This window comes from Microbacterium sp. NPDC091676 (genome assembly GCF_044756645.1).
Classification (GTDB): Bacteria; Actinomycetota; Actinomycetes; order Actinomycetales; family Microbacteriaceae; genus Microbacterium; species Microbacterium paraoxydans_D.
In genome coordinates, this window is record NZ_JBIVTI010000001.1 from 1,157,675 (window position 1) to 1,171,801 (window position 14,127).

Here is a 14,127-nt window from a genome sequence, read left to right on the forward strand (position 1 = left end):
CTACGCACCCCCTCCTGCGGAGGCGCGGCCGCCGAGGGCGCGCGCGTCGCGCTGGCCCGTGGCGTCCTGACGGAGCTCCTTCGGCAGGGAGAACATGAGGTCCTCCTCCGCCGTCTTGACCTCTTCCACATCGCGATACCCGGCATCGCCGATCGCGTCGAGCACCTCGCGCACGAGCACCTCGGGGACGGAAGCGCCGCTGGTGACGCCCACCGTCTCCACGCCGTCGAGCCACTCCTGGCGGATCTCCTCGGCGTAGTCCACGCGGTAGGCGGCCTTGGCTCCGTACTCGAGGGCGACCTCGACGAGCCGCACGCTGTTGGAGGAGTTGGCCGACCCCACGACGATCACGAGATCAGCGCCCTGGGCGACCTTCTTGATGGCGACCTGCCGGTTCTGCGTGGCGTAGCAGATGTCGTCGGACGGCGGGTTGTGCAGTTCGGGGAACCGGGTGCGGAGCCGGTTCACCGTCTCCATCGTCTCGTCCACGGAGAGCGTCGTCTGCGACAGCCACACCACCTTCGACGGGTCCTTCACCTGCACGGTGTCGGCCTCCTCCGGGGAGTTCACGACCGTGACGTGGTCCGGCGCCTCTCCCGCGGTGCCCTCGACCTCCTCGTGGCCGTCGTGACCGATGAGCAGGATCTCGAAGTCGTCGCGCGCGAAGCGCACGGCCTCGCGGTGCACCTTCGTGACGAGCGGGCAGGTGGCGTCGATCGCGTGCAGACCGCGGTCCGATGCGGCGTTCACGACAGCCGGGGAGACGCCGTGCGCGCTGAAGACGACGTGCGCGCCCTCCGGCACCTCGTCGACCTCCTCCACGAAGATCGCGCCCTTGGCCTCGAGCTCCGACACGACGTGGATGTTGTGCACGATCTGCTTGCGGACGTAGACGGGGGCGCCGTAGCGCTCGAGCGCCTTCTCCACGGCGACCACCGCGCGGTCCACCCCTGCACAGTATCCGCGGGGGGCAGCGAGCAGGACGCGCTTGTGTCCGGGCACCGGGTTATCCTGAAGCCGCCCGGCCGCGGCGCGCACTCGTGGGATGCGAGGAGCGGGAAGATGAACGGCAGTCGAAGTCACCCCTCGATTCTACCGTCGCGCGGCTGGACGGGGCCGGAGAGTGCGCGGGCAGGAACGGAAGCAGATGACAGTCTTCGAAGCGACGACGGGACCGGGAGAGACGCCGCCGGCGGATGCCGTCGCCCCGCGCGACTCCACGGCCCAGGCACCGACGTCGGTCGCGCGCCTGAACGCCACCATCCGCGACTTCGTGGCGCGATGGAACACGGTGTGGGTCGAGGGCGAGATCACGTCCTGGAATGTGCGCGCCGGTAACGTCTTCGCCCGCCTCAAGGACACCCGCTCCGACGCGCAGATCTCCATCCGCGTCTGGTCGAGCGTGCGCGGCCGCATCCCCGCCGACCTCGGCGTGGGCGATCACGTGGTCGCCGCCGTGAAGGCCGACTACTTCGTCCGCTCCGGTGACTTCAGCTTCGCGGTCTCGGCCATGAAGCACGTGGGGCTCGGCGACCAGCTCGAGCGCCTGGAGCGCCTGCGCGTGCAGCTCCGCCAGGAGGGGCTCTTCGACGCCGCCCGCAAGAAGCGCCTGCCGTTCCTCCCCCACGTCATCGGACTCATCACCGGCGAGCGCTCCGACGCCGAGAAGGACGTGCACCGCAACGCCGAGCTGCGCTGGCCGCAGGTGCGGTTCAAGACCGCGTACGCGGCGGTGCAGGGCGATCGCTGCGTGCCGGACACCCTGGCCGCGCTCGCCCGTCTCGACGCAGACCCCGAGGTCGACGTCATCATCATCGCGCGCGGCGGCGGCGACCCGCAAACCCTCCTCGGCTTCAGCGACGAGCGCCTCGTCCGGGCGGTCGCCGCGGCCTCCACACCCGTGGTCAGCGCCATCGGCCATGAGAACGACCACCCGCTCCTCGACGACGTCGCCGACCTGCGCGCGTCGACGCCGACCGACGCCGCCAAGCGCGTCGTCCCCGATGTCGGAGAGCAGCGCGCGCTCATCGCGCAGTTCCGGTCCCGATCCACCACCCGCCTCACACAGCGCCTCACGCACGACATCGCCCAGCTCGAGCAGCTGCGATCGCGTCCGGTGCTGCGCTCGCCCGATCCGATCATCGACACGCGCGCCCAGGAGACCTTCCTGCTCCTCGCCCGCGGTCGCGACGCGGTGACCAGGCAGCTCGACGACGCCGGCCGGCGGACCGCCGAGCTGCGCGCCTCGCTGCGCGCCCTCTCCCCCGCCGCGACCCTGGCCCGCGGCTACGCCATCGCGCACCTGGAGGGCGGCGTCATCCTCCGCGACGCGTCCGAGGCGCCCGCGGGAAGCGCCCTGACCCTCACGGTGGATCGCGGGTCGCTCGCGGTGCGCTCGGAGGGAGAGATCGCGGAAGGCGCCTGAGCAGGCGCCGTCCGGGGCACGACGTAGGATGGAGGAGTGAGCGCCGTGAACGACACCCCTGTGGACACGCTGTCGTTCGAGGCGGCCCGTGACGAGCTCGTGCGGGTCGTCGCCGAGCTCGAGCAGGGGGCACCGACCCTCGAGCACTCGCTGGCACTCTGGGAGCGCGGCGAGGCTCTGGCCGCCCGCTGCGAGGAGTGGCTGCTCGGTGCGAAGCGTCGCCTCGAAGCCGCGCGTACCGCCACCACCGACGAGAGCGACGCGTCATGAGCAAGGGTCCCGCGATCAACGCCGACCTCGGTCGGGCGGAGACGCCCGACGAGACCGCCGCACGCAAGGCCGCGTCGAGCAAGGCCTACCGGTCGAGCCAGACGGTCCGCAACCTCGTCGCCGCGCTCGTGGTGACCCTCGCGGTCGTCGTCGTCATCATCGCGCTCGTCCCTCGGGGCGAGCCGGTCGCGGCGAAGCCGATCGACGTGGCCGCCATCGCCGCGGACGTCGAGTCGTCCATGGGCAGCCCGGCGATCGTCCCCGACACGGACGACTTCTGGCGGGTGAACGCCGCCGAGCTCCAGAGCGGAGCCCCCGTTGTCTGGGAGGTCACCCTCGCGCCCGCGGCACAGGACGAGCGCGGGTTCATCAAGCTCGCCCAGGCCTTCGACGCCGACGCCTCCTGGGCCCCGCAACGCCTCAACGGCGTCGCCCCGGTCGACACCGTGCGCATCGGCGGCCGGGAGTGGGACGTCTATCGGCCCGGATCCGCCGGCGCCGACGCGAACGTCACCTATGCCCTCGGCACCCAGGCCGGCGACGACTACGTGCTTCTCTACGGCTCGCGCTCCGCGGACTCCACCGCCGAGCTCGCGGAGTCGCTCATCCCCCAGATCCGCACCGTCTCGGAGGCTCGATGACCCACCCGCTGACCCCCGCCGCCGCCTGGAAGCAGATGCAGGACGGCAACCGTCGCTTCGTCCGCGACGAGCCCCAGCACCCGAACCAGAACGTCGACCGCCGCAAAGACCTCACCGCGGCGCAGCACCCCGTCGCGACGCTGTTCGGCTGCTCGGACTCGCGTCTCGCCGCCGAGATCATCTTCGACCTCGGTCTCGGCGACCTCTTCGTCGTGCGCAACGCCGGGCAGGTGATCGGCGAGTCGATCGTGGCGAGCCTGGAGTACGCGGTCGCCGTTCTCGAGGTCCCGCTCATCGTGGTCCTCGCGCACGACTCCTGTGGTGCGGTGCGCGCCGCCATCGACGGCACCGCCATCGACGCGGACCCGCTCCCCCCGCACATCTGGAAGCTCATCGCGCCGATCGTCCCTGCCGCCCGCAAGGTGCTCGCGGAGAGCGGCGGCGGCACGGTGGCCGACATCGACGCGGAGCTCGTCGGACGCGAGCACCTGCGCAACACCGTCAACGACCTGCTGCAGTCGTCCGAGATCATCAGCAACGCCGTCGCCGAAGGCCGTCTCGGCATCGTCGGCGCCAACTACCGTCTGGCCGAGGGTGAGGCAGCGCCCGTCATCACGGTCGGCATCGAAGCCGAGGGGATCGACCCCGCAACCAAGGAGGGTTCGGAATGACCGACACCGAGTACCGCATCGAACACGACACCATGGGTGAGGTGCGAGTGCCCGTGAACGCGCTCTACGGGGCGCAGACGCAGCGCGCCGTGGAGAACTTCCCGATCTCCGGCAAGGGCCTGGAGTCCACGCAGATCGCCGCACTCGCGCGCATCAAGAAGGCCGCCGCGCTGGCGAACAAGGAGCTCGGCACGCTCGACGGCGCCATCGCCGACGCGATCGCCCAGGCCGCCGACCAGGTCGCCGCGGGCAGCCACGACGGCGAGTTCCCCGTCGACACCTACCAGACCGGCTCCGGCACCTCGTCGAACATGAACATGAACGAGGTCCTGGCGACGCTCGCGAGCCGTATCCTCGGCTCGACCGTGCATCCCAACGACCACGTGAACGCCTCGCAGTCGTCGAACGACGTGTTCCCCACCTCGGTGCACATCGCGGTCACCCAGGCGCTCATCGACACCCTGATCCCCGCGCTCGACCACCTCGCCGTCGCGCTCGAGGCCAAGGCGGAGCTCTGGAAGGACGCGGTCAAGTCCGGCCGCACGCACCTCATGGACGCGACGCCCGTCACGCTCGGCCAGGAGTTCGGCGGGTACGCCCGTCAGATCCGCCTGGGCATCGAGCGCGTGCAGTCGGCGCTCCCCCGCGTGGCCGAGGTGCCCCTGGGCGGCACGGCCGTCGGCACGGGCATCAACACGCCGCTCGGCTTCCCGCAGAAGGTGATCGAGCTGCTCGCGGCCGAGACCGAGCTGCCCATCACCGAGGCGAAGGACCACTTCGAGGCGCAGGCCAACCGCGACGGTCTCGTCGAGGCCTCCGGCGCGCTCCGCACCATCGCGGTCTCGCTGACGAAGATCAACAACGACCTGCGCTGGATGGGCTCCGGCCCCAACACCGGCCTCGGCGAGCTGCACATCCCCGACCTGCAGCCGGGGTCGTCGATCATGCCGGGCAAGGTGAACCCCGTCGTCCCCGAGGCCGTGCTCATGGTGTGCGCGCGCGTCATCGGCAACGACGCGACCGTCGCCTGGGCCGGGGCCTCCGGTTCGTTCGAGCTGAACGTCGCCATCCCGGTCATGGGCACCGCGCTGCTCGAGTCGATCCGCCTGCTGTCGAACGCCTCCCGCGTGCTCGCCGACAAGACCATCGACGGCCTGCAGGCGAACCTCGACCGCGCCGCAGCCTTCGCGGGCATGAGCCCGTCGATCGTCACGCCGCTGAACAAGCTGATCGGCTACGAGGCCGCGGCGAAGATCGCGAAGCACTCGGTGGCCAAGGGCATCACGGTGCGCGACGCCGTGATCGACCTCGGCTACGTCGAGCGCGGCGAGCTCACCCTCGAGCAGCTCGACGAGAAGCTCGACCTGCTGTCGATGACCCACCCGGGCTGATCCACGCCTGACACGGATGCCGCGAGGACCTCGGTCCCCGCGGCATCCGTCGTCTCCGGCTCCGTATCGTGCAGGTGACGGATCAGCTGAGTTCGCCGCCCTCCAGGAGGTCGGTGACGAGGGCGGCGATGGCGGAGCGCTCCGAGCGGGTCAGGGTGACGTGGCCGAAGAGGCCGTGTCCCTTGAGGGTCTCGATGACGCTCGCGATGCCGTCGTGGCGGCCGACGCGGAGGTTGTCGCGCTGCCCGACGTCGTGGGTGAGGATCACCCGGGAGTTCTGGCCCATCCGGCTGAGCACCGTGAGCAGCACGTTCCGCTCCAGGGACTGCGCCTCGTCCACGATCACGAAGGCGTCGTGCAGGGACCGTCCGCGGATGTGGGTGAGGGGCATCACCTCCAGGAGTCCGCGTTCGACCACCTCGTCGATGACGTTCCCCGAGACCACGGAGCCGAGGGTGTCGTACACCGCCTGACCCCAGGGGTTCATCTTCTCGCCCTGGTCGCCCGGCAGGTACCCGAGCTCCTGGCCGCCCACGGCGAACAGCGGGCGGAAGACGATGATCTTCTTCTGCTGCTGGCGCTCCAGCACGGCCTCCAGCCCGGCGCACAGCGCGAGCGCCGACTTGCCGGTGCCTGCGCGACCGCCCAGCGACACGATGCCCACCTCCGGGTCGAGGAGCAGGTCGATCGCGATGCGCTGCTCGGCGGAGCGCCCGTGCATGCCGAAGATGTCCCGGTCACCGCGGACGAGCCGGAACTCCCCGTCTCCGGTCACCCGGCCGAGGGCCGATCCGCGCTCCGAGTGGATGATGAGGCCGGTGTTGACGGGAAGCCCGTGCACGTCCTCACTGAGCCCGACCTCGCTCTCGTAGAGGTCGCTGATGTCGTCGCCGGAGAGATCGAGCGTGGCGATGCCGGTCCAGCCCGAGTCCACGGCCTGCTCGGCGAGGTACTCCTCGGCGCGGAGCCCCAGGGACGCGGCCTTCACCCGCATCGGGAGGTCCTTCGACACGATGGTCACGTCCTGGCCGTCCTGGGCGAGGTGCATCGCCACCGAGAGGATGCGGCTGTCGTTGTCGCTGAGGCGGATGCCCGCGGGGAGCACCGAGAGGTCGGCGTTGCCGAGCTCGACGCGGAGGGTGCCGCCCTCGCCGACCTCCACCGGGAAGTCGAGTCGACCGTGCTCGACGCGCAGGTCGTCGAGGTGGCGCAGGGCCTGGCGGGCGAAGTACCCGATCTCCGGGTCGTGCCGCTTGCCCTCGAGCTCGGTGATGACGACGACCGGGAGCACCACGGAATGCTCCGCGAAACGGAAGAGCGCCTGCGGATCGCTCAACAGGACCGAGGTGTCGAGGACGTAGGTGCGCAGATCCTGTGCGGGTTCTGCGGCCGCGGCCTGTCTCGTCGTCTGACGGGTGGACTGCTGCGCGGTGCTGCTGGACTGCTGCGCTGTACGTGTGGTCACGACCCACTCCCGACCCGGGGATTCCCGGCTATTCGAACGAGTCGACCAGGGGGTCACGAGTCGCGAACCTGAGGCCGACCCGACCGGGCGCCTTGCCCGATGCCTTGAAGGTACGGCCGCCCGGGGCTTTTCCACGGACTCGACACGCCAGCGATTCGTTACGGGACGATGAACGATTCCCTGCCGAAGCTTCCGAGCGTCTCGTCGAGCAGTCCGAGGGTCTCGGCGTCCGTGCCGGCATGCGGCGCGATGCGGATGGATCCGCCCCGAGCGGTGACGACGAGTCCGGCATTCGCGAGAGCAGCGGCGAGCCGCGCCGGTTCCTCCGGTGCGAGGGCGACGATCCCGGCGCGTTCGGTGCGCTCGCGTGGTGAGACGACGGCGATCCCATGGCGGTCGGCTGTGGCGATGACCGCGTCCACATGCGCGGACAGCCGCTCCTCGATGGCCGCGACACCGGCATCCCGGACATCCCGGGCGCCGATCGCGAGCCGGCCGGCGGCGAGCGTGTCCGGCATGCTGATCGTGTAGGCCCGCGCGTCCGGCGCGGGGGCAGGCAGCTCGTCGACGACCAGCCCGCTCGCCGCCGTCCCGGTGATGCCGGAGAGCACGGGCGCGATGCGCTCCCGTGCCTGCGGCGAGAACCAGGCGAACCCGGTGCCTCGGCCCGCGCGCAGCCACTTGTAGCCATGCCCGACGACGACGTCGGCGACGCTGTAGTCCGCGTCGACCACGCCGAAGGACTGCACGGCGTCGACGATGAGGAGGCGGTCGGGGCCGAGGACGTCCCGCAGCGCGGCGAGGTCGGCACGATAGCCGGTGCGGAAGTCGACGTGGCTAACGGCGAGCGCCGTGACATCGTCGTCGAGGACGGCAGCGACGGCGTCGGGAGTGACCCGTCCGTCGTCGGGCGTGATCCAGCGCGGCGTGACCGCGTGGTCGGACGCCGACGCCGCGCGCTCCAGGGTGAGGCTCACGCTCGGGAACTCCGCGGTGCTCGCGACGACCGCGCCGGAGACCCCGTAGAGCGCGTGCAGGAGACCGTGCGTCGACGACGGCTGCAGCGTGACCTCCGCGGCGTCGGCACCGAGCAGCTCGGCGACGACCTCCTGCGCCTGCCCGATCCGCTCGCCCACGAGGGCCAGGGACGACGGCCGCCCGCTGCCGAGGAGATCCGCGTCCGCGAAGACCTCGGCCCGGACCGACGGCGACACGGGGCCGAACGCCGCCCAGTTCAGGTATCCGGGCTCGGCGTCGAACGTGCCGAGGTAGTCGTCGAAAGTGCTCACTGCGTCATTGTGACACGCGACCGCACCCCTCGGATCAGCGTCCGAATCGGCGGTCGCGGTCGGCGTAGTCGCGGATCGCGCGGAGGAAGTCGACCTGCCGGAGGTCCGGCCCCAGCGCCTCGACGAAGTAGAACTCGCTGTGCGCGCTCTGCCACAGCAGGAAGTCGCTGAGCCGCTGCTCGCCGCTCGTGCGGATCACGAGGTCGGGATCCGGCTGACCCCCCGTGTAGAGGTGCTCCCCGATCATCTCGGGGGTGAGCTGCGCCGCGAGGTCCTCCAGGGTGCCACCCGAGGCCTCGTGCGTGGCGATGATGCTGCGCACCGCGTCGACGATCTCGTTCCGGCCGCCGTAGCCGACGGCGAGGTTCACGTGCAGTCCGGTGTGGTCCTTCGTCCGCTCCTCCGCATCGGCGAGCACCCGTGCCAGCTCCGCAGGGAGGATGTCGGCGCGGCCGACGTGCTTGACCCGCCAGTTCCCCTTCTGGGACAGCGCCTCGGCGAGCTCCGCGATGATCTCGATGAGGTCGGCGAGCTCCGCCGAGTCCCGTTTGCGGAGGTTGTCGCTGGAGAGGAGGTAGAGCGAGACCACGCGCACCCCGAGCTCGTCGCACCAGCCGAGGAACTCCTGCATCTTGGCCGCCCCCGCACGGTGCCCTTCGGCCGGGGTGTCGAATCCGAGCTGTCGCGCCCACCGACGGTTGCCGTCGATCATCATGGCGACGTGGTGCGGAACGGAGGCCGGATCGAGCTGACGACGCAGCCGGCTGGTGTACAGCCGGTACAGCGGTCCCCGCCCCGGGCTCTCGCGTGACATCACCCACCTACGCTACCCTGCCCCGCCCGTCCGCGCCGGTGCAGAACCTGGGGACATGTACGGGGACGGGCATGCACTGCCATTTAGAGTGAGCACGTGAGCACTTCCGACCAGACCGGCGCCGACCTCCCGAAGCTGCCGCTGCTCGAAGCGGCGGCCGCCGACGCGGCCACCGAGATCAAACCGAGCTGGCGCGGGTGGATCCACGCCGGCACGTTCCCCGTGGCGATCGCCGCGGGCATCGTCCTCATCGCCGTGTCCCAGGGGGCGGCGGCCAAGTGGGCGGCGGCGGTCTTCATGGCCACCTCGCTGCTGCTGTTCGGGAACTCCGCCGTGTATCACCGCTTCAACTGGCGGCCCCGGGTGAAGGGCATCCTCAAGCGGATCGATCATGCGAACATCCTGCTGCTCATCGCCGGCACGTACACGCCGCTCGCGACCCTGGCGCTGCCGCCGGAGAAGGGCGTGCTGCTGCTGACCCTGGTCTGGAGCGGGGCCCTGGTCGGCATCCTCTTCCGGGTGTTCTGGATCCATGCGCCGCGCTGGCTCTACGTCGCGTTGTATCTGCTGCTCGGCTGGGCCGCGGTGATGTACATCGTCGACCTGCTCGACGCCAACGTGGCCATGATGGTCCTCGTGATCGTCGGCGGTCTGCTCTACACGGGCGGCGCCATCGTCTACGCGCTGAAGAAGCCGAATCCGTGGCCGGGACACTTCGGCTTCCACGAGATCTTCCACGTGTGCACGGTCCTGGCCTTCCTCTGCCACTGGACCGCGTGCCTGCTCATCGCCCTGCACCCGCTGTCGCCGTCGCTCGGCGCACCCTGAGCGGCGGTCAGCGCTCGCGCGGCTCCTCGTCGGGCGCGGCCGGCGCTTCCGGCGCGGTACGTCCCTGGTCCCGGGCGTCCTCGGCGGCGCGGGCGGCCTCCTCCGCGTCGAGCTCCTCGCGCACCTCTTCGCGGTACCGCACCCGGCGGATCCGGCGATTCATGTCCCAGATCAACAGGATCACGGCGACGAGCACGATGACGATCACCGCGAAGCCGGCGAAGCCCGGCGTGACCGACTCCGGAGCCACCGTCATCGACGGTGTCGGCATCGGAGTCTCGGAGAGGAAGCGCATGAATCGGCCTTTCGTACGCAGGTCGCATAACCTGGTATCACCAGCCTAACGACCGGAAGACCCCACCTGTGACGACCGCCCTCCAGCTCGACGAACGCTACGGCCGCACCCACCGACGCCGGTGGCCGTGGATCCTCGCCGGGGCCGTCGCCGTGATCCTCGTCGCCACCTTCGGATGGTTCACCGTGAGCCAGTCCCTGAGCTCGGTCGACGCCGACGATCTCGGCTTCGAGCTCGTGGACGAGCACGCCGTCGACGTGCGCTTCCAGGTGACCGGAGTCCAGGGCAAGGACGTCGTCTGCGTGCTCGAGGCGCTCGACGAGGAGTTCGGCGTGGTGGGCTGGAAGATCGTGGAGATCCCCGCCGGAGACACGCACTCGCTCCGCCGTGCGGAGCGCATCCCGACCGTCGCGGAGGCCACGACAGGTTTGGTGAACACCTGCTGGGTCGCCTAGACTGATGCCAGACAGACGACGCCCCGGCACCGTGCCGGGGCGTCTTGGCATATCCCCCGCGGCATCTCGGCGGGATCCCGATAGAAGGAGCTTCGTCATGTCCACCGATGCTCAGGTCCCCTTCCTCACGCAGGAAGCCTACGACCGGCTCGTCGCCGAGCTGGAACACCTCTCCACCGTCGGTCGCGACGAGATCGCCAAGCGCATCGAGGCGGCCCGCGAGGAGGGCGACCTCAAGGAGAACGGCGGCTACCACGCGGCGAAGGACGAGCAGGGCAAGCAGGAGGCGCGCATCCGCACCCTGGAGGCGCTGCTGAAGACGGCGAAGGTCGGCGAGGCGCCCGCCAGCCGCGGCATCGTCGAGCCGGGCACCGTCGTGACCGCGGTCGTCGCGGGCGGCGAGGAGGTCTTCCTCCTCGGCAGCCGCGAGATCGCCGCCGCCGGCAGCGACCTCGACGTCTACAGCGAGGCCAGCCCGCTGGGCCAGGCGATCCTCGGCCTCAAGGTCGGCGAGTCCTCGTCGTACGAGGCCCCGAACGGCCGCTCGATCAGCGTCGAGATCGTGAAGGTGGAGACCTACACGGGCTGACGCCCGCAGGAACCCGCTGCCGTGATCCTCTCCCTGACCCCGCCCTCGGCGGCGGAGTTCAAAGCGCTCTACGACCAGACCGGTTGGGCGGAGTTCTCGGAGGCGACCTTCGCGGACGCCCTCGCCGGCAGCTGGATCGTCTGCACGGCCCGTGACGAGGACGGCACACTCCTCGGCATGGGCCGATTGATCAGCGACGGCGTGCTGCATGCGTTCGTGACCGAGATGCTGATGGCGGACCGGTCACGTGGCCAGGGCACGGGCGCCCGGATCCTGGAGGAGCTCGTCCGCGCGTCGAAGGCGCGGGGAGTCGAGGACGTCCAGCTCTTCGCCGCGCAGGACCGCGCTGCCTTCTATGAACGCAACGGATTCCGTCGGCGACCGGACCGGGCTCCCGGGATGGACCTCGCCGCGGAGGCGGAGCACGCGTGAGCCGCTCCACCGATCGCCCGTGACATGACACACCCCCTCGACCGCCACGGTCGAGGGGGTGTGCCGCTTCGGGGTCAGTCCTGGACGACGATGGGCGCGAAGCCCGCTCGACGAAGGGTGTCGAGTGTGTGGGCCGAGTGGTCCGCGCCGCGGGTCTCGACGCTGAGCTCGAGGATGACCTCGCTGATCTGCAGTCCGTGGCCGTGACGGGTGTGCATCGCCTCGATGACGTTCGCTCCCGCCTCCGCGATGAGTTCGGACACACGGGCGAGCTGACCGGGACGGTCGGGCAGCGGGATGCGGATCGTCAGATACCGGCCGGAGGCGGCGAGGCCGTGCGACACCACGCGCTGCAGCAGGAGCGGGTCGATGTTGCCGCCGGACAGCACGGCCATCGTCGTGCCGGTCGCCGAGACGCGTCCGGAGAGGATGGCCGCGACTCCCGCGGCTCCGGCGGGCTCCACGACGACCTTGGCCTGCTCCAGCAGCACGAGCATGGCGCGCGCGAGATCGTCGTCGGAGACGGTGACGACCTCGTCGACGAGTTCCTTGATGATCTCGAACGGCACCGCTCCCGGGCGGGCTACGAGGATGCCGTCGGCGATGGTGGGGCGCGTGACGATGTCGACCGGTTCCCCGGCCGCCAGCGACGGCGGCACCGCGGCCGCGTTCTCCGCCTGCACGCCGATCACGCGGATCGTCCGTCCGAGCTCGGCGGCCTTGGCCTTGACCGCGGCGGCGACGCCGGCGATCAGCCCTCCGCCGCCGATGCCGAGGACGACGGTGTCGATCTCGGGCGCATCCTCCAGCAGCTCCAGGCCGAGGGTGCCCTGCCCGATCACGATGTCCCGGTGGTCGAACGGGTGGATGAGCACGGCGCCGGTGCGCTCCGCGAACTCGGCGGCCAGGCGTAGCGATGTGGCGACCGTCTCCCCTTCGAGCACCACCTCGGCCCCGTAGCCGCGTGTGGCCAGGAGCTTCGGCACGGGGACCCCGAGCGGCATGAAGATCGTCGCGGGGATGCCGAGCGCCTGGGCGGCCAGAGCGACGCCCTGCGCATGGTTGCCGGCCGAGGCCGCCACGACGCCGCGCGAGCGCTCCTCCGCGCTGAGTCGGGAGAGCCGGTAGGCGGCCCCGCGGATCTTGAAGGAGCCCGTGCGCTGCAGGTTCTCCATCTTCAGCAGCACCGGGGCGCCGAGCACGTCGGACAGTGCCCGCGAGGGCAGCGTCGGCGTGTGCGAGATCACCTCAGCCAGACTTCGAGCCGCGTCCTGGAACTCGGTCAGGCTGGGGACTGCGCTCATCGATTCCTCCGTCTCCGCTCGCGCGGAACTGTGCTCCAGATCAGATCTCCGCTCGGCCCGACGCCGGTGCGCCAGGATCCCGAGCTGATGGTCACCGCCGCCACGTTCACGAACGCGGCCAGCGGGACGGCGAACAGGGCACCGGGGATGCCCGCGATCATCGCGCCGCCCGCGACCACGAGGACGACGGCGAGAGGGTGCACCTTGACGGCGGAGCCCATCATGATCGGCTGCAGGATGTGGCCCTCGATCTGCTGGACGGCCAGCACGACGACGAGCATCCAGAGGGCGATCCACGGCCCGTTGTAGACGAGCGCGAGGAAGACGGCCACGGCACCGGTCACGACCGCACCGACGATCGGGATGAACGAGCCGAGGAACACGAGGACCGCGACGGGCAGCGCGAGCGGGACCTGGAGCAGGAACGCGCCGAGGCCGATGCCGATCGCGTCGATCGTCGCCACGAACAGCTGCGTCCTGGCGTAGTTGACGATCGTCGTCCAGCCGTTGCGTGCCGCGCCGCCGACGGCGGGACGGGCCTTCCGCGGGAAGATGCGCAGCGTCCAGCGCCAGATGCCGGCGCCGTCGGCCAGGAGGCAGATGAGGATGAACAGCGACAGCAACGCTCCGGTGGCCACGTGCCCGACGGTCGTCCCGATCGCGAGGGCTCCCGTCCAGAGGACCTGCGCCTGCTCGTTGAGGAAGTCGAGTCCCTGCTGCAGGTAGTTCGCGATCTGCGTGTCCGACAGGCTCAGCGGACCCTCGTGCAGCCAGACCTGGAACTGGTCGAGGGCCTCCGTGGTGCGCTGCTGCACATCGGGGAGCTGTGCACGCACCTGCCAGACGACGAGCCACATGAGTCCCGTGACGATGGCCGCCGTCCCGATGAGCGAGATCGTGATCGCCAGCCAGCGCGGGAACCCGCGGCGCAGCATCCACGAGAACGCCGGCCACAGCAGGGCGGTGATGAGGATGCCGACCATGAGCGGGATGACGAGGAGCTTCAGCAGCATCACCAGCCAGATGAAGACACCGATGGCCGCCGCGATGAGAAGCAGCCGCCAGGCGTAGCTCGCGGTGACGCGCAGCGGCAGCGGCACGGCTTCGTCGGCTTCGGTGGTCACGGTCCGCTCGGTCACCACGGGGCGCGGACGGAACAGATCGCGCAGCCGGGGTCGCTGGTCCTCGCTCATCGCCTCAGTCTACGGTCATGCCGTATGCCGTTCGACGCATCTTGCCGGCCACGACGATGTCGGAG

The 14,127-nt window shown here is 70.5% G+C and carries 16 protein-coding genes; 9 read left to right on the forward strand and 7 right to left on the reverse strand.

The window, feature by feature from the left end; genetic code table 11:
* Positions 1-1,047: a 4-hydroxy-3-methylbut-2-enyl diphosphate reductase gene (locus ACIQID_RS05760; protein WP_400285675.1), complete on the reverse strand. Its 1,047-nt coding sequence runs from the start codon at positions 1,045-1,047 to the stop codon at positions 1-3.
* A 100-nt stretch (positions 1,048-1,147) separates the two neighbouring features.
* Here ACIQID_RS05760 and xseA point away from each other — a divergent pair, with 100 nt between their 5' ends.
* Genes xseA through ACIQID_RS05785 form a run of 5 tightly spaced genes read left to right on the forward strand, consistent with a single transcriptional unit; the run spans position 1,148 to position 5,398 of the window.
* The gene (gene xseA / locus ACIQID_RS05765) at positions 1,148-2,425 is read left to right on the forward strand and encodes an exodeoxyribonuclease VII large subunit (RefSeq protein WP_400282798.1); all 1,278 of its coding nucleotides are present in this window, start codon (positions 1,148-1,150) and stop codon (positions 2,423-2,425) included.
* Between the two features lie 36 nt (positions 2,426-2,461).
* Positions 2,462-2,695 carry an exodeoxyribonuclease VII small subunit gene (locus ACIQID_RS05770; RefSeq protein WP_060922691.1) on the forward strand — a complete coding sequence of 78 codons (234 nt, stop codon included), beginning with the start codon at positions 2,462-2,464 and terminating at the stop codon, positions 2,693-2,695.
* The gene (locus ACIQID_RS05775) at positions 2,692-3,336 is read left to right on the forward strand and encodes a DUF4245 family protein (RefSeq protein WP_331202508.1); all 645 of its coding nucleotides are present in this window, start codon (positions 2,692-2,694) and stop codon (positions 3,334-3,336) included. The genes ACIQID_RS05770 and ACIQID_RS05775 overlap by 4 nt, the downstream gene beginning before the upstream one ends.
* Positions 3,333-4,007 (forward strand): carbonic anhydrase, encoded by a 675-nt coding sequence (locus ACIQID_RS05780; protein WP_025103947.1) that lies wholly within the window; start codon positions 3,333-3,335, stop codon positions 4,005-4,007. Before ACIQID_RS05775 ends, ACIQID_RS05780 begins: the two co-directional genes overlap by 4 nt.
* The gene (locus tag ACIQID_RS05785; protein ID WP_062633568.1) at positions 4,004-5,398 is read left to right on the forward strand and encodes an aspartate ammonia-lyase; all 1,395 of its coding nucleotides are present in this window, start codon (positions 4,004-4,006) and stop codon (positions 5,396-5,398) included. The genes ACIQID_RS05780 and ACIQID_RS05785 overlap by 4 nt, the downstream gene beginning before the upstream one ends.
* A gap of 82 nt (positions 5,399-5,480) precedes the next feature.
* On the opposite strand, the gene ACIQID_RS05790 is transcribed toward ACIQID_RS05785, so the two are convergent.
* From ACIQID_RS05790 to ACIQID_RS05800, 3 genes are all read right to left on the reverse strand, one after another.
* Entirely contained in the window at positions 5,481-6,863 is a 1,383-nt protein-coding gene (locus ACIQID_RS05790) for a PhoH family protein (RefSeq protein ID WP_396654618.1), read from the reverse strand.
* 158 nt (positions 6,864-7,021) lie between these two features.
* Positions 7,022-8,152, reverse strand: a complete 1,131-nt coding sequence (locus ACIQID_RS05795; protein ID WP_400282805.1) for an aminotransferase class V-fold PLP-dependent enzyme — start codon at positions 8,150-8,152, stop codon at positions 7,022-7,024.
* Between the two features lie 34 nt (positions 8,153-8,186).
* Positions 8,187-8,966: an isoprenyl transferase gene (locus ACIQID_RS05800; protein ID WP_312675047.1), complete on the reverse strand. Its 780-nt coding sequence runs from the start codon at positions 8,964-8,966 to the stop codon at positions 8,187-8,189.
* A gap of 96 nt (positions 8,967-9,062) precedes the next feature.
* Between ACIQID_RS05800 and ACIQID_RS05805 the strand changes: the two genes are divergently transcribed.
* Complete coding sequence (locus tag ACIQID_RS05805; protein WP_400282808.1) at positions 9,063-9,794, forward strand: hemolysin III family protein; 732 nt, start codon at positions 9,063-9,065, stop codon at positions 9,792-9,794.
* A gap of 7 nt (positions 9,795-9,801) precedes the next feature.
* Here ACIQID_RS05805 and ACIQID_RS05810 read toward each other — a convergent pair whose 3' ends face one another.
* The gene (locus tag ACIQID_RS05810; protein WP_400282811.1) at positions 9,802-10,089 is read right to left on the reverse strand and encodes a hypothetical protein; all 288 of its coding nucleotides are present in this window, start codon (positions 10,087-10,089) and stop codon (positions 9,802-9,804) included.
* A 68-nt stretch (positions 10,090-10,157) separates the two neighbouring features.
* On the opposite strand from ACIQID_RS05810, the gene ACIQID_RS05815 reads away from it, so the two are divergent.
* The 3 genes from ACIQID_RS05815 to ACIQID_RS05825 all read left to right on the forward strand — a co-directional run bounded on the left by ACIQID_RS05815 (position 10,158) and on the right by ACIQID_RS05825 (position 11,565).
* Positions 10,158-10,544, forward strand: a complete 387-nt coding sequence (locus tag ACIQID_RS05815) for a DUF4307 domain-containing protein (protein WP_312673278.1) — start codon at positions 10,158-10,160, stop codon at positions 10,542-10,544.
* A 97-nt stretch (positions 10,545-10,641) separates the two neighbouring features.
* Positions 10,642-11,133 carry a transcription elongation factor GreA gene (gene greA, locus ACIQID_RS05820; protein WP_136051615.1) on the forward strand — a complete coding sequence of 164 codons (492 nt, stop codon included), beginning with the start codon at positions 10,642-10,644 and terminating at the stop codon, positions 11,131-11,133.
* Between the two features lie 21 nt (positions 11,134-11,154).
* Positions 11,155-11,565, forward strand: a complete 411-nt coding sequence (locus tag ACIQID_RS05825; protein ID WP_400282815.1) for a GNAT family N-acetyltransferase — start codon at positions 11,155-11,157, stop codon at positions 11,563-11,565.
* Between the two features lie 74 nt (positions 11,566-11,639).
* Here ACIQID_RS05825 and ilvA read toward each other — a convergent pair whose 3' ends face one another.
* Complete coding sequence (ilvA, locus tag ACIQID_RS05830; protein WP_331202504.1) at positions 11,640-12,869, reverse strand: threonine ammonia-lyase; 1,230 nt, start codon at positions 12,867-12,869, stop codon at positions 11,640-11,642.
* The gene (locus tag ACIQID_RS05835) at positions 12,866-14,062 is read right to left on the reverse strand and encodes an AI-2E family transporter (RefSeq protein ID WP_400282819.1); all 1,197 of its coding nucleotides are present in this window, start codon (positions 14,060-14,062) and stop codon (positions 12,866-12,868) included. The genes ilvA and ACIQID_RS05835 overlap by 4 nt, the downstream gene beginning before the upstream one ends.
* Positions 14,063-14,127: the final 65 nt, after the last annotated feature.